Raw genomic sequence first — 14,926 nt, 5'->3', positions numbered from 1 at the left:
TGAAAAAGTTTCACCCTGATACAGGAGGCAGGTATGGTCTTTTTGGTCAGTGATGAAGTTAAGCCTAAGAAGGGCGGCCCACGTATGATTGTCACCGGGTATTCCAGTGGAATGGTGGAGTGTCGGTGGCACGATGGCTACAGCATCAAGCGGGAAGCATTTCGTGAAGATGAGCTTCAGCCGGGTGATGGGCAGCAGAAACGAGACAAGGCTTAATCACATAACGCCCGGCTTTGTCGGGCGTTTTTTATTTCAGGTACCGGGTGTAGGCAGTCATCAGGGAGAGTGTGTGTGCAGCGCGATACATTTGTTGTAAGACGATCTTTTTTTCAATGGCTGCAAAAGCGCAGCAACCCTGGCCTGATTGTTAATTCCTGTTTTATCGTCGTACTGATCTTCTCCACTCTTCTGACCTGGCGCGAGGTGGTGGTGCTGGAAGAGGCCTATATCTCCAGCCAGCGCAATCATCTGGAAACGGTTGCCAGCTCGCTCGACAGACAGCTGCAATTTGGCGTTGATAAGGCGCTATTTTTCCGCAACAGCATGCGGGACGCACTGCAGAAACCGCTGGCATTTGACGTTTTGCATCAGGCTGTTGATCGTTTTGACCTCCTCCGGAATCGACCTGCCTGGCAACTGGCGGTGGATAAAGAACGCACACTCCCCATTAATGGCGTATCAGACGCCTTTGTTGAAAAAACGGTACTCCTCAACCGTGACGATGAACGTATCCGTAATGAAATTTCTGCTGCACTTGAAGTCGGTTACTTACTACGTCTGGCCTCATCGACGGTACAGAATGAAGAGCGGATTATCTATATCTCCCGCGCCGGGTTTTATCTTTCCACGGATACGCCTGCGCAGAGTGACGACATCATTACGCGTTATTACCACCTGGTGACCCAGCCCTGGTTTACGCAGCAGTCTGAACGTAACAATCGTGCGCGGGCGGTGCGCTGGTTTATCTCTACCGCGTCCTCCTGGACCGGCAACGAACGCATGATTACGGCCAGCATACCCATCTATTTTGAACATTACTGGTACGGCGTAGTGGCGATGGATTTTTCGTTTAGCACCATGAAGCGTTTGCTGGCAGATGCAACGGACGATCATGCCGAAGGGGAATATCAGCTGTACGATTCGCGCCTCAACTTGATTGCCTCTTCGGAATCCCCTGCCAGCCTGATGAACCGTTTTGACGAACGTGAAATGGCGCAAATCGCGCATGCCATTGAAAGTGACACGGAAGGTGGAGTCCGTCTCGGCAGTCGTTTTATCAGTTGGGAACGGCTCGATCACTTTGATGGCGTCGTTCTGCGAGTGCATACCCTGCATGAAGGTGTTCAGGGTGATTTCGGTAGCATCAGCATTGTGCTGGCTCTGCTGTGGGCACTGTTCACGGCCATGCTGCTTATCTCCTGGCTGGTGATCCGCCGAATGGTGAGCAACATGTATGCACTGCAAAGCTCACTGCAGTGGCAGGCCTGGCATGATCCGCCATTTTCAGAAGGTGACTGCACGGAATATCAAGAGTCGGCTGCACAGTCTTTTCTGATCTGTGGTCGTCTCAGAAAACGGAATCTATGGTCACTCCCGTTTTTGCAACACCGATTTTGACGATAAGTTGGCTTGCTTGAATCTATCCGGCGTCTGAATGGGATTTTATTCCCGCGCCTCGATGAGTTCCGCGCCTGATGAACCTCCAGAAAATATACGGCTTCAGCGAGCCTTTCCGTTTTACAGGTTCCTCAACAGGCCGGTGGGCCGTTTGTATCATCAATATCAGTATTCGCAAAACCAGATGAATGATTGTTTAAACTGGTGTATTTCTGCCTTTATGCTTCGTAAGTTTGCTGTCGCGCCGTCAGTGCCCAGGCTATTCTGGCCAGCTTGTTTGCCAGAGCACAGGTGACGACAAAGTTGCTTTTCCGACACAACAACTCCCTGACCCAGTCGGCCAACTTGCCAGACTGGTGTTCCAGTTTTTGTATGAATACCCCGGCACACTGAACCAACAAAGTTCGGATCTTTTTGTTGCCCCGCTTGCTAATCCCTAACAATGTCGTCCGACCTCCCGTGCTGTACTGTCGGGGTACCAGCCCTGTTGCCGCCGCAAAGTCACGGCTGCTGGCGTACTGCTTCCCGTCGCCAATCTCAGTTGAAATAGTACTGGCAGTCAGCGTTCCAACGCAGGGAATACTCAGCAAGCGCTGTCCAACCTCATCTTCGTCCAACTTTCGTTTCAACTGAGATTCCAGATCTTTAATCTGCTCAACAAGATAGTGATAATGCTGTTGTAATTTCAGCAGTAACTGGCTGAGATAAAGAGGCAAACTACTGTCCTCAAGAAGGGTACTCAGTCGACTAATAACGGCAGCACCTCGCGGAACGCTGATACCAAATTCCAGCAGAAAAGCATGCATCTGATTAGTTGTTTTCACCTTATCCTGAACCAGGATTCACGGACACGATGCAGAGCTCGCATTGCCTGCTGAGATTCGGTTCTGGGCTGCACGAAACGCATAGATGGACGTGATGCTGCTTCACAGATAGCTTCAGCATCAACGAAGTCATTTTTGTTGCTTTTAACGAATGGGCGGACAAATTGCGGTGATATCAGCTTTGGAAAATGCCCTAACTCTGCCAGCTTGCGTGCCATAAAGTGAGAACCGCCACAGGCTTCCATCGCGATGGTTGTTGCTGGGCATGTCGCCAGAAATTCGATTAGCTTTGGTCGGGTGAATTTTTTACGGTAAACGGCCTTCCCACGATGATCCTGACAATGAATATGGAAAGAGTTCTTACCCAGATCGATACCAATAAGCGCAATGTTTTCCATGATGGTTCTCCGAATGAAAGCCTGTCCTCAGCATAGTACTGGGAAGGAGGGAGTGACCATCTCATTAAATAAAGCACGCTAAGCTGTGGAAGCCCCTGCCAAGCTCGTTCCACCTTGCAACGACGCAATCAGCGGACACGAAACATTCCCCTGCCGCGAATGGCAGGCGCACACCAGTCAGACAGCACAGCCTCCATGCGCGCCAAATCGGCCATCTTCTCGCGCACGTCTTGGAGCTTGTGCTCGGCCGGCTGCTGGCCTCCTCGCAGTGGGTGCCATCGTCGAGCCGCAGCAACTCGGCGATTTCATCCAGGCTGAAGCCCAACCGCTGGGCCGATTTCACGAATCGCACCCGTGTCACGTCCGCCGCGCCATAGCGGCGAATGCTGCCATAGGGCTTGTCCGGCTCGGGCAACAAGCCCTTGCGCTGATAGAACCGGATGGTCTCCACGTTGACGCCGGCTGCCTTGGCAAAAACGCCAATGGTCAGGTTCTCCAAATTATTTTCCATACCGCTTGACTCCGTACATGAGTACGGAAGTAAGGTTACGCTATCCAATTCAAATTCGAAAGGACAAGCCGAGGAAGGTAGCGGACGACTCATTGGGGTACAGGCAGTGGCCCCGGAAGCGGGCGAGCTGATCCAGACGGCGGTGCTCGCGATCCGTAACCGCATGACCGTACAGGAACTGGCTGACCAGTTGTTCCCCTACCTGACGATGGTCGAGGGGCTGAAGCTCGCGGCGCAGACCTTCACCAAGGATGTCAAACAATTGTCCTGCTGCGCAGGATGAAAGGAGATGGAACCATGAAGCTCGCCCCATATATTTTAGAACGTCTCACTTCGGTCAATCGTACCAATGGTACTGCGGATCTCTTGGTCCCGCTACTGCGGGAACTCGCCAAGGGGCGTCCGGTTTCACGAACGACACTTGCCGGGATTCTCGACTGGCCCGCTGAGCGAGTGGCCGCCGTACTCGAACAGGCCACCAGTACCGAATATGACAAAGATGGGAACATCATCGGCTACGGCCTCACCTTGCGCGAGACTTCGTATGTCTTTGAAATTGACGACCGCCGTCTGTATGCCTGGTGCGCGCTGGACACCTTGATATTTCCGGCGCTGATCGGCCGTACAGCTCGCGTCTCATCGCATTGCGCTGCAACCGGAGCACCCGTTTCACTCACGGTTTCACCCAGCGAGATACAGGCTGTCGAACCTGCCGGCATGGCGGTGTCCTTGGTATTGCCGCAGGAAGCAGCCGACGTTCGTCAGTCCTTCTGTTGCCATGTACATTTCTTTGCATCTGTCCCGACGGCGGAAGACTGGGCCTCCAAGCATCAAGGATTGGAAGGATTGGCGATCGTCAGTGTCCACGAGGCTTTCGGCTTGGGCCGAGTTTAATCGACATCTGTTGCAGACCATGTCATCTAGGACACCGTGATCGGATATCGACCCAATGTTCTACGGCACCGGCATCGGATTCGCAGCGCGCGGATTGAACTCGGCGAAACGGTATATGCATTGCCGTGAACCGACCAAAAGGAGGTGTTCGATGAACGCCTACACGGTGTCCCGGCTGGCCCTTGATGCCGGGGTGAGCGTGCATATCGTGCGCGACTACCTGCTGCGCGGATTGCTGCGGCCAGTCGCCTGCACCACGGGTGGCTACGGCCTGTTCGATGACGCCGCCTTGCAGCGACTGTGCTTCGTGTGGGCCGCCTTCGAGGCGGGCATCGGCCTCGGCGCATTGGCGCGGCTGTGCCGGGCGCTGGATGCGGCGAACTGCGATGAAACTGCCGCGCAGCTTGCTGTGCTGCGTCAGTTCGTCGAACGCCGGCGCGAAGCGTTGGCCAATCTGGAAGTGCAGTTGGCCGCCATGCCGACCGCGCCGGCACAGCATGCGGAGAGTTTGCCATGAACAGCCCCGAGCGCATGCCGGCCGAGACGCACAAACCGTTCACCGGCTACCTGTGGGGCACGCTGGCCGTGCTGACTTGCCCCTGCCACCTGTCCATCCTCGCTGCCGTGCTGGCCGGCACAACCGCCGGTGCATTCCTTGTCGAGTATTGGGTCATCACGGCGCTCGGTTTGACCGGCCTGTTTCTTCTGTCACTGGCGCGGGCGTTGCGGGCATTCAGGGAAAGATCATGAGCGCTTCCCGGCCGGATGGATGGACTACGGCGGAGGGCCCAAGCGTTCGAGCGCGGGCAAGGCTTTCTGTTCGCAAAGCCGATGCCGGCGGCGGCATTCGCCGTCTTCGTCAGTCAATGGAGGTGCCACCATGAATGCAAATGATCCGACCGCCACCAGTTGCTGCGTGTGCTGCAAGGAAATTCCGCTCGATGCCGCCTTCACACCGGAAGGCGCGGAGTACGTCGAGCACTTCTGCGGGCTGGAGTGTTATCAACGTTTCCGGCGCGGGCCAGCACTGCGACCGAAACGAGCGGCGAACCGAACGCTTGCGGTTCGCCGCCGTCAAATTGAGACAAACCACGCTTTCGCTACGTCGCCTCATGTCGGCATCAAATTCGGCTGAGTAGCTTCTCGCCATCTGGACGTAGCTCGCCCTTGGGTGAAATATGCCGATACAGGGTCTGCCGCGTGATGCCAAGTTCCGGCACAGGTCGCCGACCTTGGTCTCTGACTGCCCCATTGCCGCCATCGCCAGCCGCAGCTTGGCGGCGGTCATCTTGAACGGCCGGCCGCCTTTCCGGCCGCGTGCCCGTGCTGAGGCCAGGCCCGCCACGGTGCGCTCGGCGATCAACTCGCGCTCGAACTCGGCCAGCGCGGCGAAGATACCGAAGACCAGCTTGCCGGCGGCGGTCGTGGTGTCAATGGCCGCGCCGTGCCCGGTCAGCACCTTGAGGCCGATGCCGCGTCCGGTCAGGTCATGGACGGTATTGATCAGATGGCGCAGGTCGCGCCCGAGCCGATCCAGTTTCCAAACGACCAACGTGTCGCCCTGGCCGTAGTGCCTTCAGACAGCTCGCCAGACCGGGACGATCCTCGCGTTTTCCGGACGCTTGGTCTTCATAGAGATGCGCCGGATCAACACCGGCCGCGACCAGCGCATCGCGCTGCAAGTCCGTCGCCCGGGAGCCATCCGCCTTCGATACTCGCATGTAGCCAATCAGCATCTTGTACCTGTCACATATACGTTCGATTATGTGACAGTTTGCATCGGGAAGCTCTGCACGTCAAAATTTGTCACTTAACCCGTCATTCTGTCTAAGGCATGCAAAGGGTAGGCTAGGCTCATAATGTGACAGAAATTCCGGGGGATGCCTTCCTTCGCGAAGGTGGCGCGCAACTGTTCCAAGGAAGCGGGGTCGCGCCGACCATAGGAAGCCAACGCGAACAGCGAGCGTGCCGTCTCGGGGTTGTGTCGTGCTTCAATGATGGCCTCATCAATGGCCTGGATTGCACGCTGCCAGTGATCGACGGGTTCGGGCTTCGGCGCTTTCGCCGGCAGGCCACTGGTGAACCCGGTTTGGGGCTCGGACCAGAATAGCTTTGCGTGCTCGCCTGGCGGGCTTATATCCCTCACCTCAATCAAGCTGATTGCCGTTGCCGCCGCCTCCAGCATCTGCAACCGTACTGCCGGGTTCAGGGTTTCATACGGTCGCCACAGACTTTGCCCAGCACGCAGCGGATGCCCGCAGCATTCCCAGATTTGGCGGAGATACCCCGCGTAGGTGCCGCACGTCGAAAGCGGGGTGTTCAGCTCATCGAGCAGCGTGCGTGGCAGCTAAGCCTAAACCACAATCCGGCGTGGATGCGTCGGCGCGGCAACTCCACGTGGCCGGTCGTCAGTGCCTGCCTGCCCGGTACGCTGGTCCATCGCCGCAATCGCGTCGCTGGCAGTGCGCGGTTCGGCGTCGGCGTTCTCCCAGCCGAGAAACCGCCCCGGCACGCCCCAATAGGATTCCAGCCAGCAGCCATGCAGTGGGCAGCTCAGCATCAGGGGCAGCTTCCACGCGAGCAGTACGGCTTGGTTCTCCGGATCGTTCAGACAGAGCGGGCAGGCGCGATGTATCGGCTGGCTGGGCAGCCGGCACGCCAGCTCGTGATGGATCGCGTCCTACGGCGGAGTTTCGGCAGCAGCACCGAGAGCTGGAACGCATAGGTTTCCAATGCATCTGGAATCTGATCATCAAGGCTGTCCAGTAGCCAAGGCACCCAGCCGGCGAAACTCATGCAACGCAGCCGGTCCGGCTCGATGCCGCTCCGCTGGGAGAGCATCGCCAGCAGCGCCAGTGGTGGCGCGGTGTCCAGTCATCAACCTGGCCGTGACCAAGATCGTGCTCCAGCAGCTCGGACACCTCCATGTGATAGCAAAGGGCCACGCGGTTGAGCCACGAAGACAAGGCTTCGCCTTCCCTCGGGAGCCGGATGCAGTGGCCAGTGTGGCGCTGGCTTCACATCAGTTCCCGCTCGAATTGCCGCCGCCGCTCGCTGGGACCGGTGTAATCGGCCATGCTGAGCGTGCGATGGTTGATCGCTTCCTCACCGCTCTCCACGGCAGCGACGGCCGCCGCCATCAACAGGTGCGCCAGCTCGCCGATGGTGCCCTCGCTGCGCGTGAGCAGGTAGCGGGCCATATCCAGCGTGGCAATCGACGAGGGTCGCCGCAGCGGGAGCGAAGCCGCGAAGCTGGCCAGCAGTGAGCAGCAATCGTCGTTGGCCTCCCACACCGGCAGCATCATCGGCTCGAAGCGGTTTTCCAACTGGTCGTCCGAGCGGATCGCCAAGTAGGCATCGCGTGTGCCGACCCCGACCAGCGGGATGCGCAGCTCGTTGCCGAGGAAACGCAGCAGGTTGAGGAATTCCCGGCGGTTGACGCTGTTGCCGGCCGAGGACGTTGTGCAATTCGTCGATCACCAGCATGCGCACGCCGACCTTGCGTAGCAGTGCCAGCGCCAATTGCTCCATTTCCGGCAGCCGTGGGCGCGGGCGCAATGGCGCGCCCATCGCGGCAAGTAGCGCGACGTAGAAGCGGATTACCGACGGTTCGGATGGCATCTGCACGACCAGTACCGGAATGTGCTCCTGGTCGGCGTCGGAGCTGGCCGGGTGGGTGCGGCGGAATTTCTCGACGATCATCGACTTGCCGTTGTTGGTTGGACCGACCAACAGCAGGTTGGGCATGCGTTGTTTGTTCGGCCACGCATACAGGGCTTCCAGCCGATTCAGCGCCTCGACTGCTCGCGGATAGCCGATCCAGCGGTCAGCGCGAAGGCGATGGATGCGTTCGTCCGCCGGAAGACGGGCCAAGCCCCGGGCCACACCGGCATCAGGTGGGACAAGTCGATGATGGGATATTCTTCCACGGCTACCACTCCTCAATCTGGTCGAACGGTTTGGCAGGTGGCTGGTTGTCTGCCTGCGGGTCAGCCATGTCCGCGTCCGGTGGTGGCGTGGTTTTGAAAAGAACTGCCGTTGCCTTGAGATGCTGGCGTCGATCCGCGTCGCGCCGCGCCTTGCGCGTAGCTTTCTGCGCGGTGGACACGATTTCGCGCATCTGGCCGATCATGCGAAACAGCGCCGACTCATCCACCTGTTCGCGCCCTTGCTGCCGCAATTTCGCCAGCGCCTGTCGTTGTTCCCAGAGGGTGACAGCCGGGTGCGACAAGGTGCGGTATGGAATTTCCAGATAGTGCTGCCCCTCCGGCTCCAGCACCCAAATGCGGCTGATGTCGCGCGGGTCGCGCCGGATCAGGAACGCAGGCAAGCGGTCGCGCCGAGCTATCCACGGCTTGAGCGCATCGGCGTAGTAATGGATGTGGTCGATGACGAAGCCGGTGCGGGTCAGCGTGCGGCGGATGATGGGCAGAAAATCGACCAGAAAAGCCGTGGTGCGAGTGATGACGGTTGGCACGCCGGTCCGCGCGATAGCTTCGGCCCAGCGCGCTGCCGGCGGCTGGAGCAGGCCGTTGTGCACGGAGCCGTGGTAGGTGCCGACCGCCAATGTGAGCCAGCGCTCCAGCTCACGCAGCGTCAGGGCGGCCTTGTTTTCGGAATCGTAGTCGCCGCGCTGGTCAGGGTTGGAGAAGGTCGTCCCGGCAATTCGTCGTGGATCATCTGCATCGCCGTGCCGATGATCCGTTCCACGATGCCGCCGTAGTGCGGCTGCCCGAGCGGGCGATAGTCAAGCCGGATGCCATGCTGCTCGCAGCCTCGGCGTAGCGCTTCGCTCTTGAACTCGGCCGCGTTGTCCGGGTAGAGCAGCTGGGCTTGCGCTCATCGGCCACTCCATTTCTATGTTCAGACCCTCCAGCCGGGGACGCTTGTCGCAGGCGACATGCACAAGGCACAGGCCGACCGAAACAGATGACGGCGCTTCCAGCGTGACGACCATGCCGAGCACGCAGCGGGTAAACACGTCGATGGCGATGGTCAGATACGGACGGCCAATCGGTTGCCGGTCGCGCTCGTCCACCACGATCAGGTCGATGACCGTGTGATCAATCTGCACTTGTTCCAGTGGCGCGGTCACGGCGGGAGGCTCACCACCGACACCTTGCAGGCTGCGGGACGCATCCTGACCTTCCCGGCGGCGAGTGGCCTTGAGCGGATCGAGGCCGGCGATCCGCAGAGCCACGGTGTTGCGCGCCGGCGCCCGCAGCTTTTGCGCTTTGCAAGCCTGCGCGACCTCGCGGTGGAACGCTGCAGGCTACGCTTCTGCTTGGTCAGGAAGCGCTTTTGCAGCAACTCGCGGATGATGCGCTCAACTGATTCCGGCAAGCGTCCCTTGCCTTTTCCGCCGCCGGATCGGCTGCGAGCCGGTCCGTCACAAGCCCAGCACCTTGCCGGGCACGGCGGATTAGGACATACACCTGCCGCCCGGACAGGCCAAGCGCGTGAGCAGCGGCATCGGCGGCTTCATGCCCGACCACATCAAGCGCTGCCAGCGGCCCGATGATTTCCGCCCGTTGCCGGGCCTGCGCCCAAGCCGCATCGGGCAGGGTGGCCACGCCTTGCTCGGCAATCAATGATGTGTCTGACGCCATGCTCACACCTCGCTTTGGTGCACACGAGTATTGAGCATAGTCGAGATTGGTGCAGATGACTTCTGATATTGCGTTGTCAGGAGTCGCACTGCATCATTTGGCGTGAGCTGTGCTCATGAAAAAGGGAACTACAACTTTGAACAGCTGCAGTCGATTGCCGATACCCGTCTGTATCTGGCAAAACAGGGGGGACGTAATCAGGTTATCTGGCGCGATGACGACAAGAAGTGATCCAGCCCCTCACTCCAGCCAGCCGGTCCGGGCTGCTGAGTGTAATAGACCCGCGCAGGGGAAGTGTCTCGCAGCACGATACCCTGTCGGTTTATCCCTTTGATGACGACAGCGAAGTCCATGCTGTCCAACAGGGGGGCATCATTGGGGCCATCACCGAGTCCCAGGGTGACAGGAGTGATATCTTCCTGCTCACGGTACTGCTCAATAAGCCAGTTAACCGCAACGTCCTTACCACAGCGGGCGTCCAGAATATGCCAGAAACGGGCGCCTTGCAGGCATTTCAGGCCACTTCGCGCCAGCACCTCTTCAAACTCAACCATTTTCTCATCGGTGTCGCGCCAGATAAGCGTGACGGAGGCTTCATGCTTACGTGCAAGGGCTGAGCGATAGCGCGTCAGCCCGGTCCACTCGCTGATAACCCGTTCATCGACGTCGTCAAAGGTGGTGAATTTAACGCGCAACTGCAGGCGGATTTGTTCAATCAGCCGGTGGATATCCTGGTGCGACATCCCTCTGATGTGGCGCTGACCCATTTCCCAGCGGACATCAGGCTGAATCACTGCGCCGTTTTCGGCAATAAGCGGTAAACCTTCCAGCCCCAGCTCCTGCTGGATCTCAAGCATCTCTGCCACCGTCTTACTGCTGCAAAGAATGACCGGTACCTGGTTATCCAGCAGCCTGTCGAGCCAGGGTATCGCTGGCTGCCAGTCATAGGTATGAATATCCAGCAACGAGCCATCCAGGTCAGAAAAAATCAGCAGCGTGTCCTGCAGTGAAGGCATAGTGGCTCCAGATAACGGATGCGTCAGAGATTAAGAATATTCCTAAAAAATAACGGAAAGGGAAATCCTGGAAAAGGGAACTATCCCAGGCAAACCCGCATTCGGCGTATGTTATCGCTCATAACAAAAATCAATATGTTAAAAATGTTATATTCATTCCGAGAATATATGCTTGTCAGGCAAAATTGTTGGGGATAGTGTGGCATGTACATCAGGTTTCCTGGTGTAACGAATTTCAAGTGCTTCTTGCATAAGCAAGTTTTGATCCCGGCCATCCCCATGACCGGGATTTTTTTCGTGCTACCGATTTGCTTCAGACACGCTAAAGTCATGAATATCAAGCTCGAAGGCCTCAGCCAGTTCACGATAGGTGTGATAATCCCTTCCGTTAACAATGACGCGGTCAGAATTATCGTCCATACGACGGACTTCTGATTCACTGATCTCATTGATCGCGGCCAGCAGGGCATCGACATCCACTTCGACGTCGCGTTTGATGGTGTCGCTGTAAGCTTTGTCGGTCTTCATTACGGGACTCCTCTTTCAACCTACAAACGTGTCCAGGGTTAAGTATAGCCTGTGTATAAAAACGCCATTCGCGCCGGACGGCGATGTGCGTTTTTGCGTTTTGTTCTACACTGGCTCAAAACCAGAGGAGGAATGTATGAAGGTCAACGATCGGGTAACCGTTAAAACGGACGGTGGGCCGCGCCGCCCGGGTGTGGTACTGGCAATTGAAGAGTTTAGCGAAGGCACAATGTACCTGGTATCACTGGAAGACTACCCGCTTGGCATCTGGTTTTTTAACGAACTGGGCCATCCTGACGGCATTTTTGTTGAGAAAGCAGAGTAGCTCGGCGTCGGGTGGCACAGCGCGTACCCGACAACGTTCTCAGAAGCAAAAATCTCTGGCCAGGCCAGAGATCAAAGGTAGGGTGCACAGGGTCTTAAGCGACTAACGCATGTTGACGAAAATCCCGTTCGTCACATTATCGGTCAGGCGTACTACGTGGTAGATCACTTGCTTATTATGCGTTTTAATTTTCCTTTTAATATTTCCTTTGTGTGACGAAACGGTTTTAGCTTTAATATTCATCTGGTCTGAGATCTGAATAGTTCCTTGGCCCGCCATCCACATTCTCAGCATACTTGATTCAGTCCTGCTTAATGATAGGGTGGGTAAGTTAACCGCTCCTACATTTTTAACTTCTTTATTCAAATAATCACCCAGAATGTCATCCAGCGACTCTGGTTTAATCGATTTAGAGCTGATTAATAAGTTTTTACGGACCAATAAATACTCATCGAAATGGATATTCGCGATCGCCATAAAAACAATAAACAGGGTCTTTGGATGCTGATTAATGATTTGCTTAATGTGCTGACTGTTGGCTGGATCGTGAATGAAACAGTCCTCATTAATAAACACCACGCCTGGTTTTAGTTCGTCACAAGCGGCTGCGAGTTCGTCAACGGTGTGTGCATCGTTGATGTCTCTCTTTCTTACCCCTCTGCTTGCCAGGTACCCGGTTAACCCTAGCCGGGTGTAGCTGCATAAATCCATAATGATCGTTGACATGGCATACCCTCACTCAATGCGTAACGATAATTCACCATCTGCCTGAGAGCTCAAAACAGCCATACGGGATGGAAAAAAATAATAAACCTGTGAGCATGACAAAGACTTTCAGGCGGACTCACTATCCCGTAAAGTTACGTATAATTTGCCAGGAATCTTCTTAAAGTAAAGTAATTATTAAGTATTGTGAGGTGCTTAGAAACAATTAAACCGCGTCAGATATATCCTGGAAGATGTTTTTCAGGTTTTATTTTAGGAATATCCTCAGAAAGACAATATCAATAGTGAGGGCTATTATTTACGTGGCAGTTCGCTGACAATATCCGCTAACAGGTTGAATATCTCGCCGAATAAATGTTCACAGAAGGGGGCGATAAGTGGCATGAGTAATGACATTAATAAAATTCCGACCGTCAACGTCAGCGGAAAACCAATGACAAACACCGATAACTGCGGCGCCATTCGGTTCAGTAAACCTAATGCCAGGTTTACTGTCAGCAGCAGCGTGATAATCGGTAGCGCGAGCATCAGCCCGTTCAGGAATATCAGCCCTGCGGCACGGGTGAGCGCCAGAAAAGCATTGCTGTTCACCGGGTTCTCACCAATTGGCAGCGTATGGAACGTATCCACCAGCATGGAGATGAGCCACAGATGACCGTTGAACGACAAGAACAACAGCATGGCCAACAGGTCGATAATGCGCGCCAGCACAGGCATGTTGAGATGGCTGCCGGGATCGACGAACGTGGCAAACGATAAGCCCATCTGCAGGCCGATGAGTTCCCCTGCGGTGCGCACGGCGGCAAAGGCGAGTTGCATGGTAAAGCCGACGGCGACGCCAATCATCACCTGCTGCAATGCCACCCATACCGCATTGGCCGAGAAAATCGGAATATCCACGGGAGGGAGAGAGGGCGCGACGATAATGGAAATGATAATGCCCAGCCCCACTTTGACACGCTTGGGGATCGATTTCTCACTGAGAATCGGGGCTGTTGAGATCAGCGCCATGATGCGCAGCATCGGCCAGAAATAGACGCCAAGCCACTGAACCCACTGGTCGCTGGTGAAGTGCAGCATCGTCAGGTCAGCCGATGATGTACGGCAGATTGGTAAACAGGTTGCGCATATAGTCCAGCAACAGGTTCAGCATCCACGGCCCGGCAACGATAATCGCCACGAACACGGCGATAATTTTCGGGATGAATGACAGCGTCATTTCGTTAATCTGCGTGGCGGCCTGCAGAATACTGATAATCAGACCGGTTACCAGCGCGACAAGCAACAAAGGCGCGGCAACGGCTATCGCGATTTTCATCGCTTCCGTGCCCATCATCATGACCGATTCGGGTGTCATCGCCGTTCCTTAACTGTAGAAACTCTGGGCCAGAGAACTGACCAGCAGCTGCCAGCCATCGACCAGCACGAAGAGCATGATCTTAAAGGGCAGGGCAATGGTGGCGGGAGGAACCATCATCATACCCAGCGCCATCAGCACGCTGGCGATCACCAGGTCGATAATCAGGAACGGAATAAAAATGGTAAAGCCAATCTGAAACGCGGTTTTCAGCTCGCTGGTGACATAGGCGGGCAGCAGAATACGCATCGGAACCGCTTCCGGACCCTGAAGCTCACCGGTGTTGGACAGGCGAGCAAAGAGTGCCAGATCCGCTTCACGCGTCTGGCGCAGCATAAATTCTCGCAGCGGTTGCGCGCCTTTATCCAGCGCCTCCTGCATGGAGATTTTGTCTTCGCTGAACGGCTGGTAAGCGTCGGTATAAATCTTATCGATCACCGGCGACATAATGAAAAAGGTCAAAAACAGCGCCAGCCCCAGCAGAACCTGGTTTGGCGGTGCGGAAGGGGTTCCTAGCGCGTTTCGCAGCAGACCAAAGACGATGATGATGCGGGTGAAGCTGGTCATCATCAGCAGGATGGCCGGAATAAACGTCAGCGAGGTGATGAAAACCAGTGTCTGAACCGGGAGCGACCAGCTTTGGCCGCCGCCAGCGAGGGGCGTTGAGACCAGACCAGGCAGTTGCGCATAAACCGCGGGAGCAAACAGACCCACGCCCGCAAGCGTAAGGGATAACAAACGGCGCATCAGGATCTCCCGGAACGCTTAAGCAAACTCTTCATAACGGACTGGAAATCCGCAGGGGCGTCTGCGCGCTCGTCCACCAGAACAGGAGCGGGCGGCAGTTTATGTAATACGTTGATGTTTGAGGCAGTGACGCCCAGAACCAAACGCGCATCTTCCACATCGACAATGACCACGCGTTCCCGTGGCCCCAGTGTGGTGCTGGCGCTGACCTTCAGACCGCGGGTACCGGCGGTTTTACCCGCCAGACCAACGCGTTTCGCCAGCCATGCGGCGATAAGAATAAAGGCAATAATACCGAACAACGCCCCGCTCACCTGGAGCAGAGGTGAGCCGGGGACGGCAGAAGGTTGTGATATTGTTGCCTGAGTTTTCAT

Annotated in this window: 11 protein-coding genes and 11 pseudogenes; 9 read left to right on the top strand and 13 right to left on the bottom strand. The window is 56.3% G+C overall.

The window, feature by feature from the left end; translation table 11 throughout:
* Window positions 1–33: 33 nt before the first annotated feature.
* Entirely contained in the window at window positions 34–216 is a 183-nt protein-coding gene (locus ACJ9Y9_RS15065) for a YodC family protein (RefSeq protein ID WP_028019599.1), read from the top strand.
* A gap of 75 nt (window positions 217–291) precedes the next feature.
* Window positions 292–1,497, top strand: a pseudogene (dgcQ, locus tag ACJ9Y9_RS15060) (cellulose biosynthesis regulator diguanylate cyclase DgcQ); the annotation flags it as partial.
* A gap of 338 nt (window positions 1,498–1,835) precedes the next feature.
* Here dgcQ and ACJ9Y9_RS15055 read toward each other — a convergent pair.
* Window positions 1,836–2,839, bottom strand: a pseudogene (locus ACJ9Y9_RS15055) (IS110-like element IS5075 family transposase).
* 78 nt (window positions 2,840–2,917) lie between these two features.
* Window positions 2,918–3,350 (bottom strand): annotated as a pseudogene (gene merR, locus ACJ9Y9_RS15050) (Hg(II)-responsive transcriptional regulator).
* A 70-nt stretch (window positions 3,351–3,420) separates the two neighbouring features.
* On the opposite strand from merR, the pseudogene ACJ9Y9_RS15045 reads away from it, so the two are divergent.
* The 5 genes and pseudogenes from ACJ9Y9_RS15045 to ACJ9Y9_RS15025 all read left to right on the top strand — a co-directional run.
* A pseudogene (locus ACJ9Y9_RS15045) lies at window positions 3,421–3,633 on the top strand (mercuric reductase); the annotation flags it as partial.
* Between the two features lie 14 nt (window positions 3,634–3,647).
* Window positions 3,648–4,284, top strand: a pseudogene (gene merB / locus ACJ9Y9_RS15040) (organomercurial lyase MerB).
* Between the two features lie 111 nt (window positions 4,285–4,395).
* A complete protein-coding gene (gene merD, locus ACJ9Y9_RS15035) occupies window positions 4,396–4,761 on the top strand; it encodes a mercury resistance co-regulator MerD (protein ID WP_031942307.1) in 366 nt (121 codons plus the stop codon).
* Window positions 4,758–4,994 (top strand): broad-spectrum mercury transporter MerE, encoded by a 237-nt coding sequence (gene merE, locus ACJ9Y9_RS15030; protein WP_005413392.1) that lies wholly within the window; start codon window positions 4,758–4,760, stop codon window positions 4,992–4,994. The genes merD and merE overlap by 4 nt, the downstream gene beginning before the upstream one ends.
* A 48-nt stretch (window positions 4,995–5,042) precedes the next feature.
* A pseudogene (locus ACJ9Y9_RS15025) lies at window positions 5,043–5,327 on the top strand (DUF3330 domain-containing protein); the annotation flags it as partial.
* A gap of 38 nt (window positions 5,328–5,365) precedes the next feature.
* On the opposite strand, the pseudogene ACJ9Y9_RS15020 reads toward ACJ9Y9_RS15025, so the two are convergent.
* The 4 pseudogenes from ACJ9Y9_RS15020 to ACJ9Y9_RS15005 all read right to left on the bottom strand — a co-directional run bounded on the left by ACJ9Y9_RS15020 (window position 5,366) and on the right by ACJ9Y9_RS15005 (window position 9,853).
* Window positions 5,366–5,980 (bottom strand): annotated as a pseudogene (locus tag ACJ9Y9_RS15020) (recombinase family protein).
* Between the two features lie 60 nt (window positions 5,981–6,040).
* Window positions 6,041–7,265: pseudogene (locus ACJ9Y9_RS15015) on the bottom strand (TniQ family protein).
* Window positions 7,262–8,173: pseudogene (locus ACJ9Y9_RS15010) on the bottom strand (TniB family NTP-binding protein). Before ACJ9Y9_RS15010 ends, ACJ9Y9_RS15015 begins: the two co-directional pseudogenes overlap by 4 nt.
* Window positions 8,174–8,175: 2 nt before the next feature.
* Window positions 8,176–9,853: pseudogene (locus tag ACJ9Y9_RS15005) on the bottom strand (Mu transposase C-terminal domain-containing protein).
* 102 nt (window positions 9,854–9,955) lie between these two features.
* Here ACJ9Y9_RS15005 and ACJ9Y9_RS15000 point away from each other — a divergent pair.
* Complete coding sequence (locus tag ACJ9Y9_RS15000; protein ID WP_407226183.1) at window positions 9,956–10,084, top strand: hypothetical protein; 129 nt, start codon at window positions 9,956–9,958, stop codon at window positions 10,082–10,084.
* On the opposite strand, the gene ACJ9Y9_RS14995 is transcribed toward ACJ9Y9_RS15000, so the two are convergent.
* Together ACJ9Y9_RS14995 and yodD are read right to left on the bottom strand one after the other, a co-directional pair.
* Complete coding sequence (locus ACJ9Y9_RS14995; RefSeq protein WP_028019597.1) at window positions 10,051–10,869, bottom strand: mannosyl-3-phosphoglycerate phosphatase-related protein; 819 nt, start codon at window positions 10,867–10,869, stop codon at window positions 10,051–10,053. The genes ACJ9Y9_RS15000 and ACJ9Y9_RS14995 overlap by 34 nt on opposite strands.
* A gap of 300 nt (window positions 10,870–11,169) precedes the next feature.
* Complete coding sequence (yodD, locus tag ACJ9Y9_RS14990; protein ID WP_028019596.1) at window positions 11,170–11,397, bottom strand: YodD family peroxide/acid resistance protein; 228 nt, start codon at window positions 11,395–11,397, stop codon at window positions 11,170–11,172.
* Window positions 11,398–11,533: 136 nt separating this feature from the next.
* Here yodD and dsrB point away from each other — a divergent pair, with 136 nt between their 5' ends.
* Window positions 11,534–11,722: a protein DsrB gene (gene dsrB, locus ACJ9Y9_RS14985; protein WP_013097741.1), complete on the top strand. Its 189-nt coding sequence runs from the start codon at window positions 11,534–11,536 to the stop codon at window positions 11,720–11,722.
* 102 nt (window positions 11,723–11,824) lie between these two features.
* Here dsrB and rcsA read toward each other — a convergent pair whose 3' ends face one another.
* From rcsA to fliO, 5 genes and pseudogenes are all read right to left on the bottom strand, one after another.
* Window positions 11,825–12,448 carry a transcriptional regulator RcsA gene (gene rcsA / locus ACJ9Y9_RS14980; protein ID WP_008500313.1) on the bottom strand — a complete coding sequence of 208 codons (624 nt, stop codon included), beginning with the start codon at window positions 12,446–12,448 and terminating at the stop codon, window positions 11,825–11,827.
* A gap of 278 nt (window positions 12,449–12,726) precedes the next feature.
* Window positions 12,727–13,528, bottom strand: a pseudogene (gene fliR / locus ACJ9Y9_RS14975) (flagellar biosynthetic protein FliR).
* 7 nt (window positions 13,529–13,535) lie between these two features.
* A complete protein-coding gene (gene fliQ, locus ACJ9Y9_RS14970) occupies window positions 13,536–13,805 on the bottom strand; it encodes a flagellar biosynthesis protein FliQ (protein ID WP_008500315.1) in 270 nt (89 codons plus the stop codon).
* 9 nt (window positions 13,806–13,814) lie between these two features.
* Complete coding sequence (gene fliP / locus ACJ9Y9_RS14965) at window positions 13,815–14,552, bottom strand: flagellar type III secretion system pore protein FliP (protein WP_008500316.1); 738 nt, start codon at window positions 14,550–14,552, stop codon at window positions 13,815–13,817.
* On the bottom strand, window positions 14,552–14,926 hold the full coding sequence (gene fliO, locus ACJ9Y9_RS14960; RefSeq protein WP_028019595.1) for a flagellar biosynthetic protein FliO: 375 nt from the start codon (window positions 14,924–14,926) through the stop codon (window positions 14,552–14,554). The genes fliP and fliO overlap by 1 nt, the downstream gene beginning before the upstream one ends.

The sequence above is a fragment of the Enterobacter sp. CPE_E1241 genome, assembly GCF_045618265.1.
Taxonomy (GTDB): Bacteria; Pseudomonadota; Gammaproteobacteria; order Enterobacterales; family Enterobacteriaceae; genus Enterobacter; species Enterobacter adelaidei.
The sequence above is the reverse complement of the archived record's forward strand: the minus strand, read 5'-3'. Positions and strand labels throughout refer to the sequence as shown.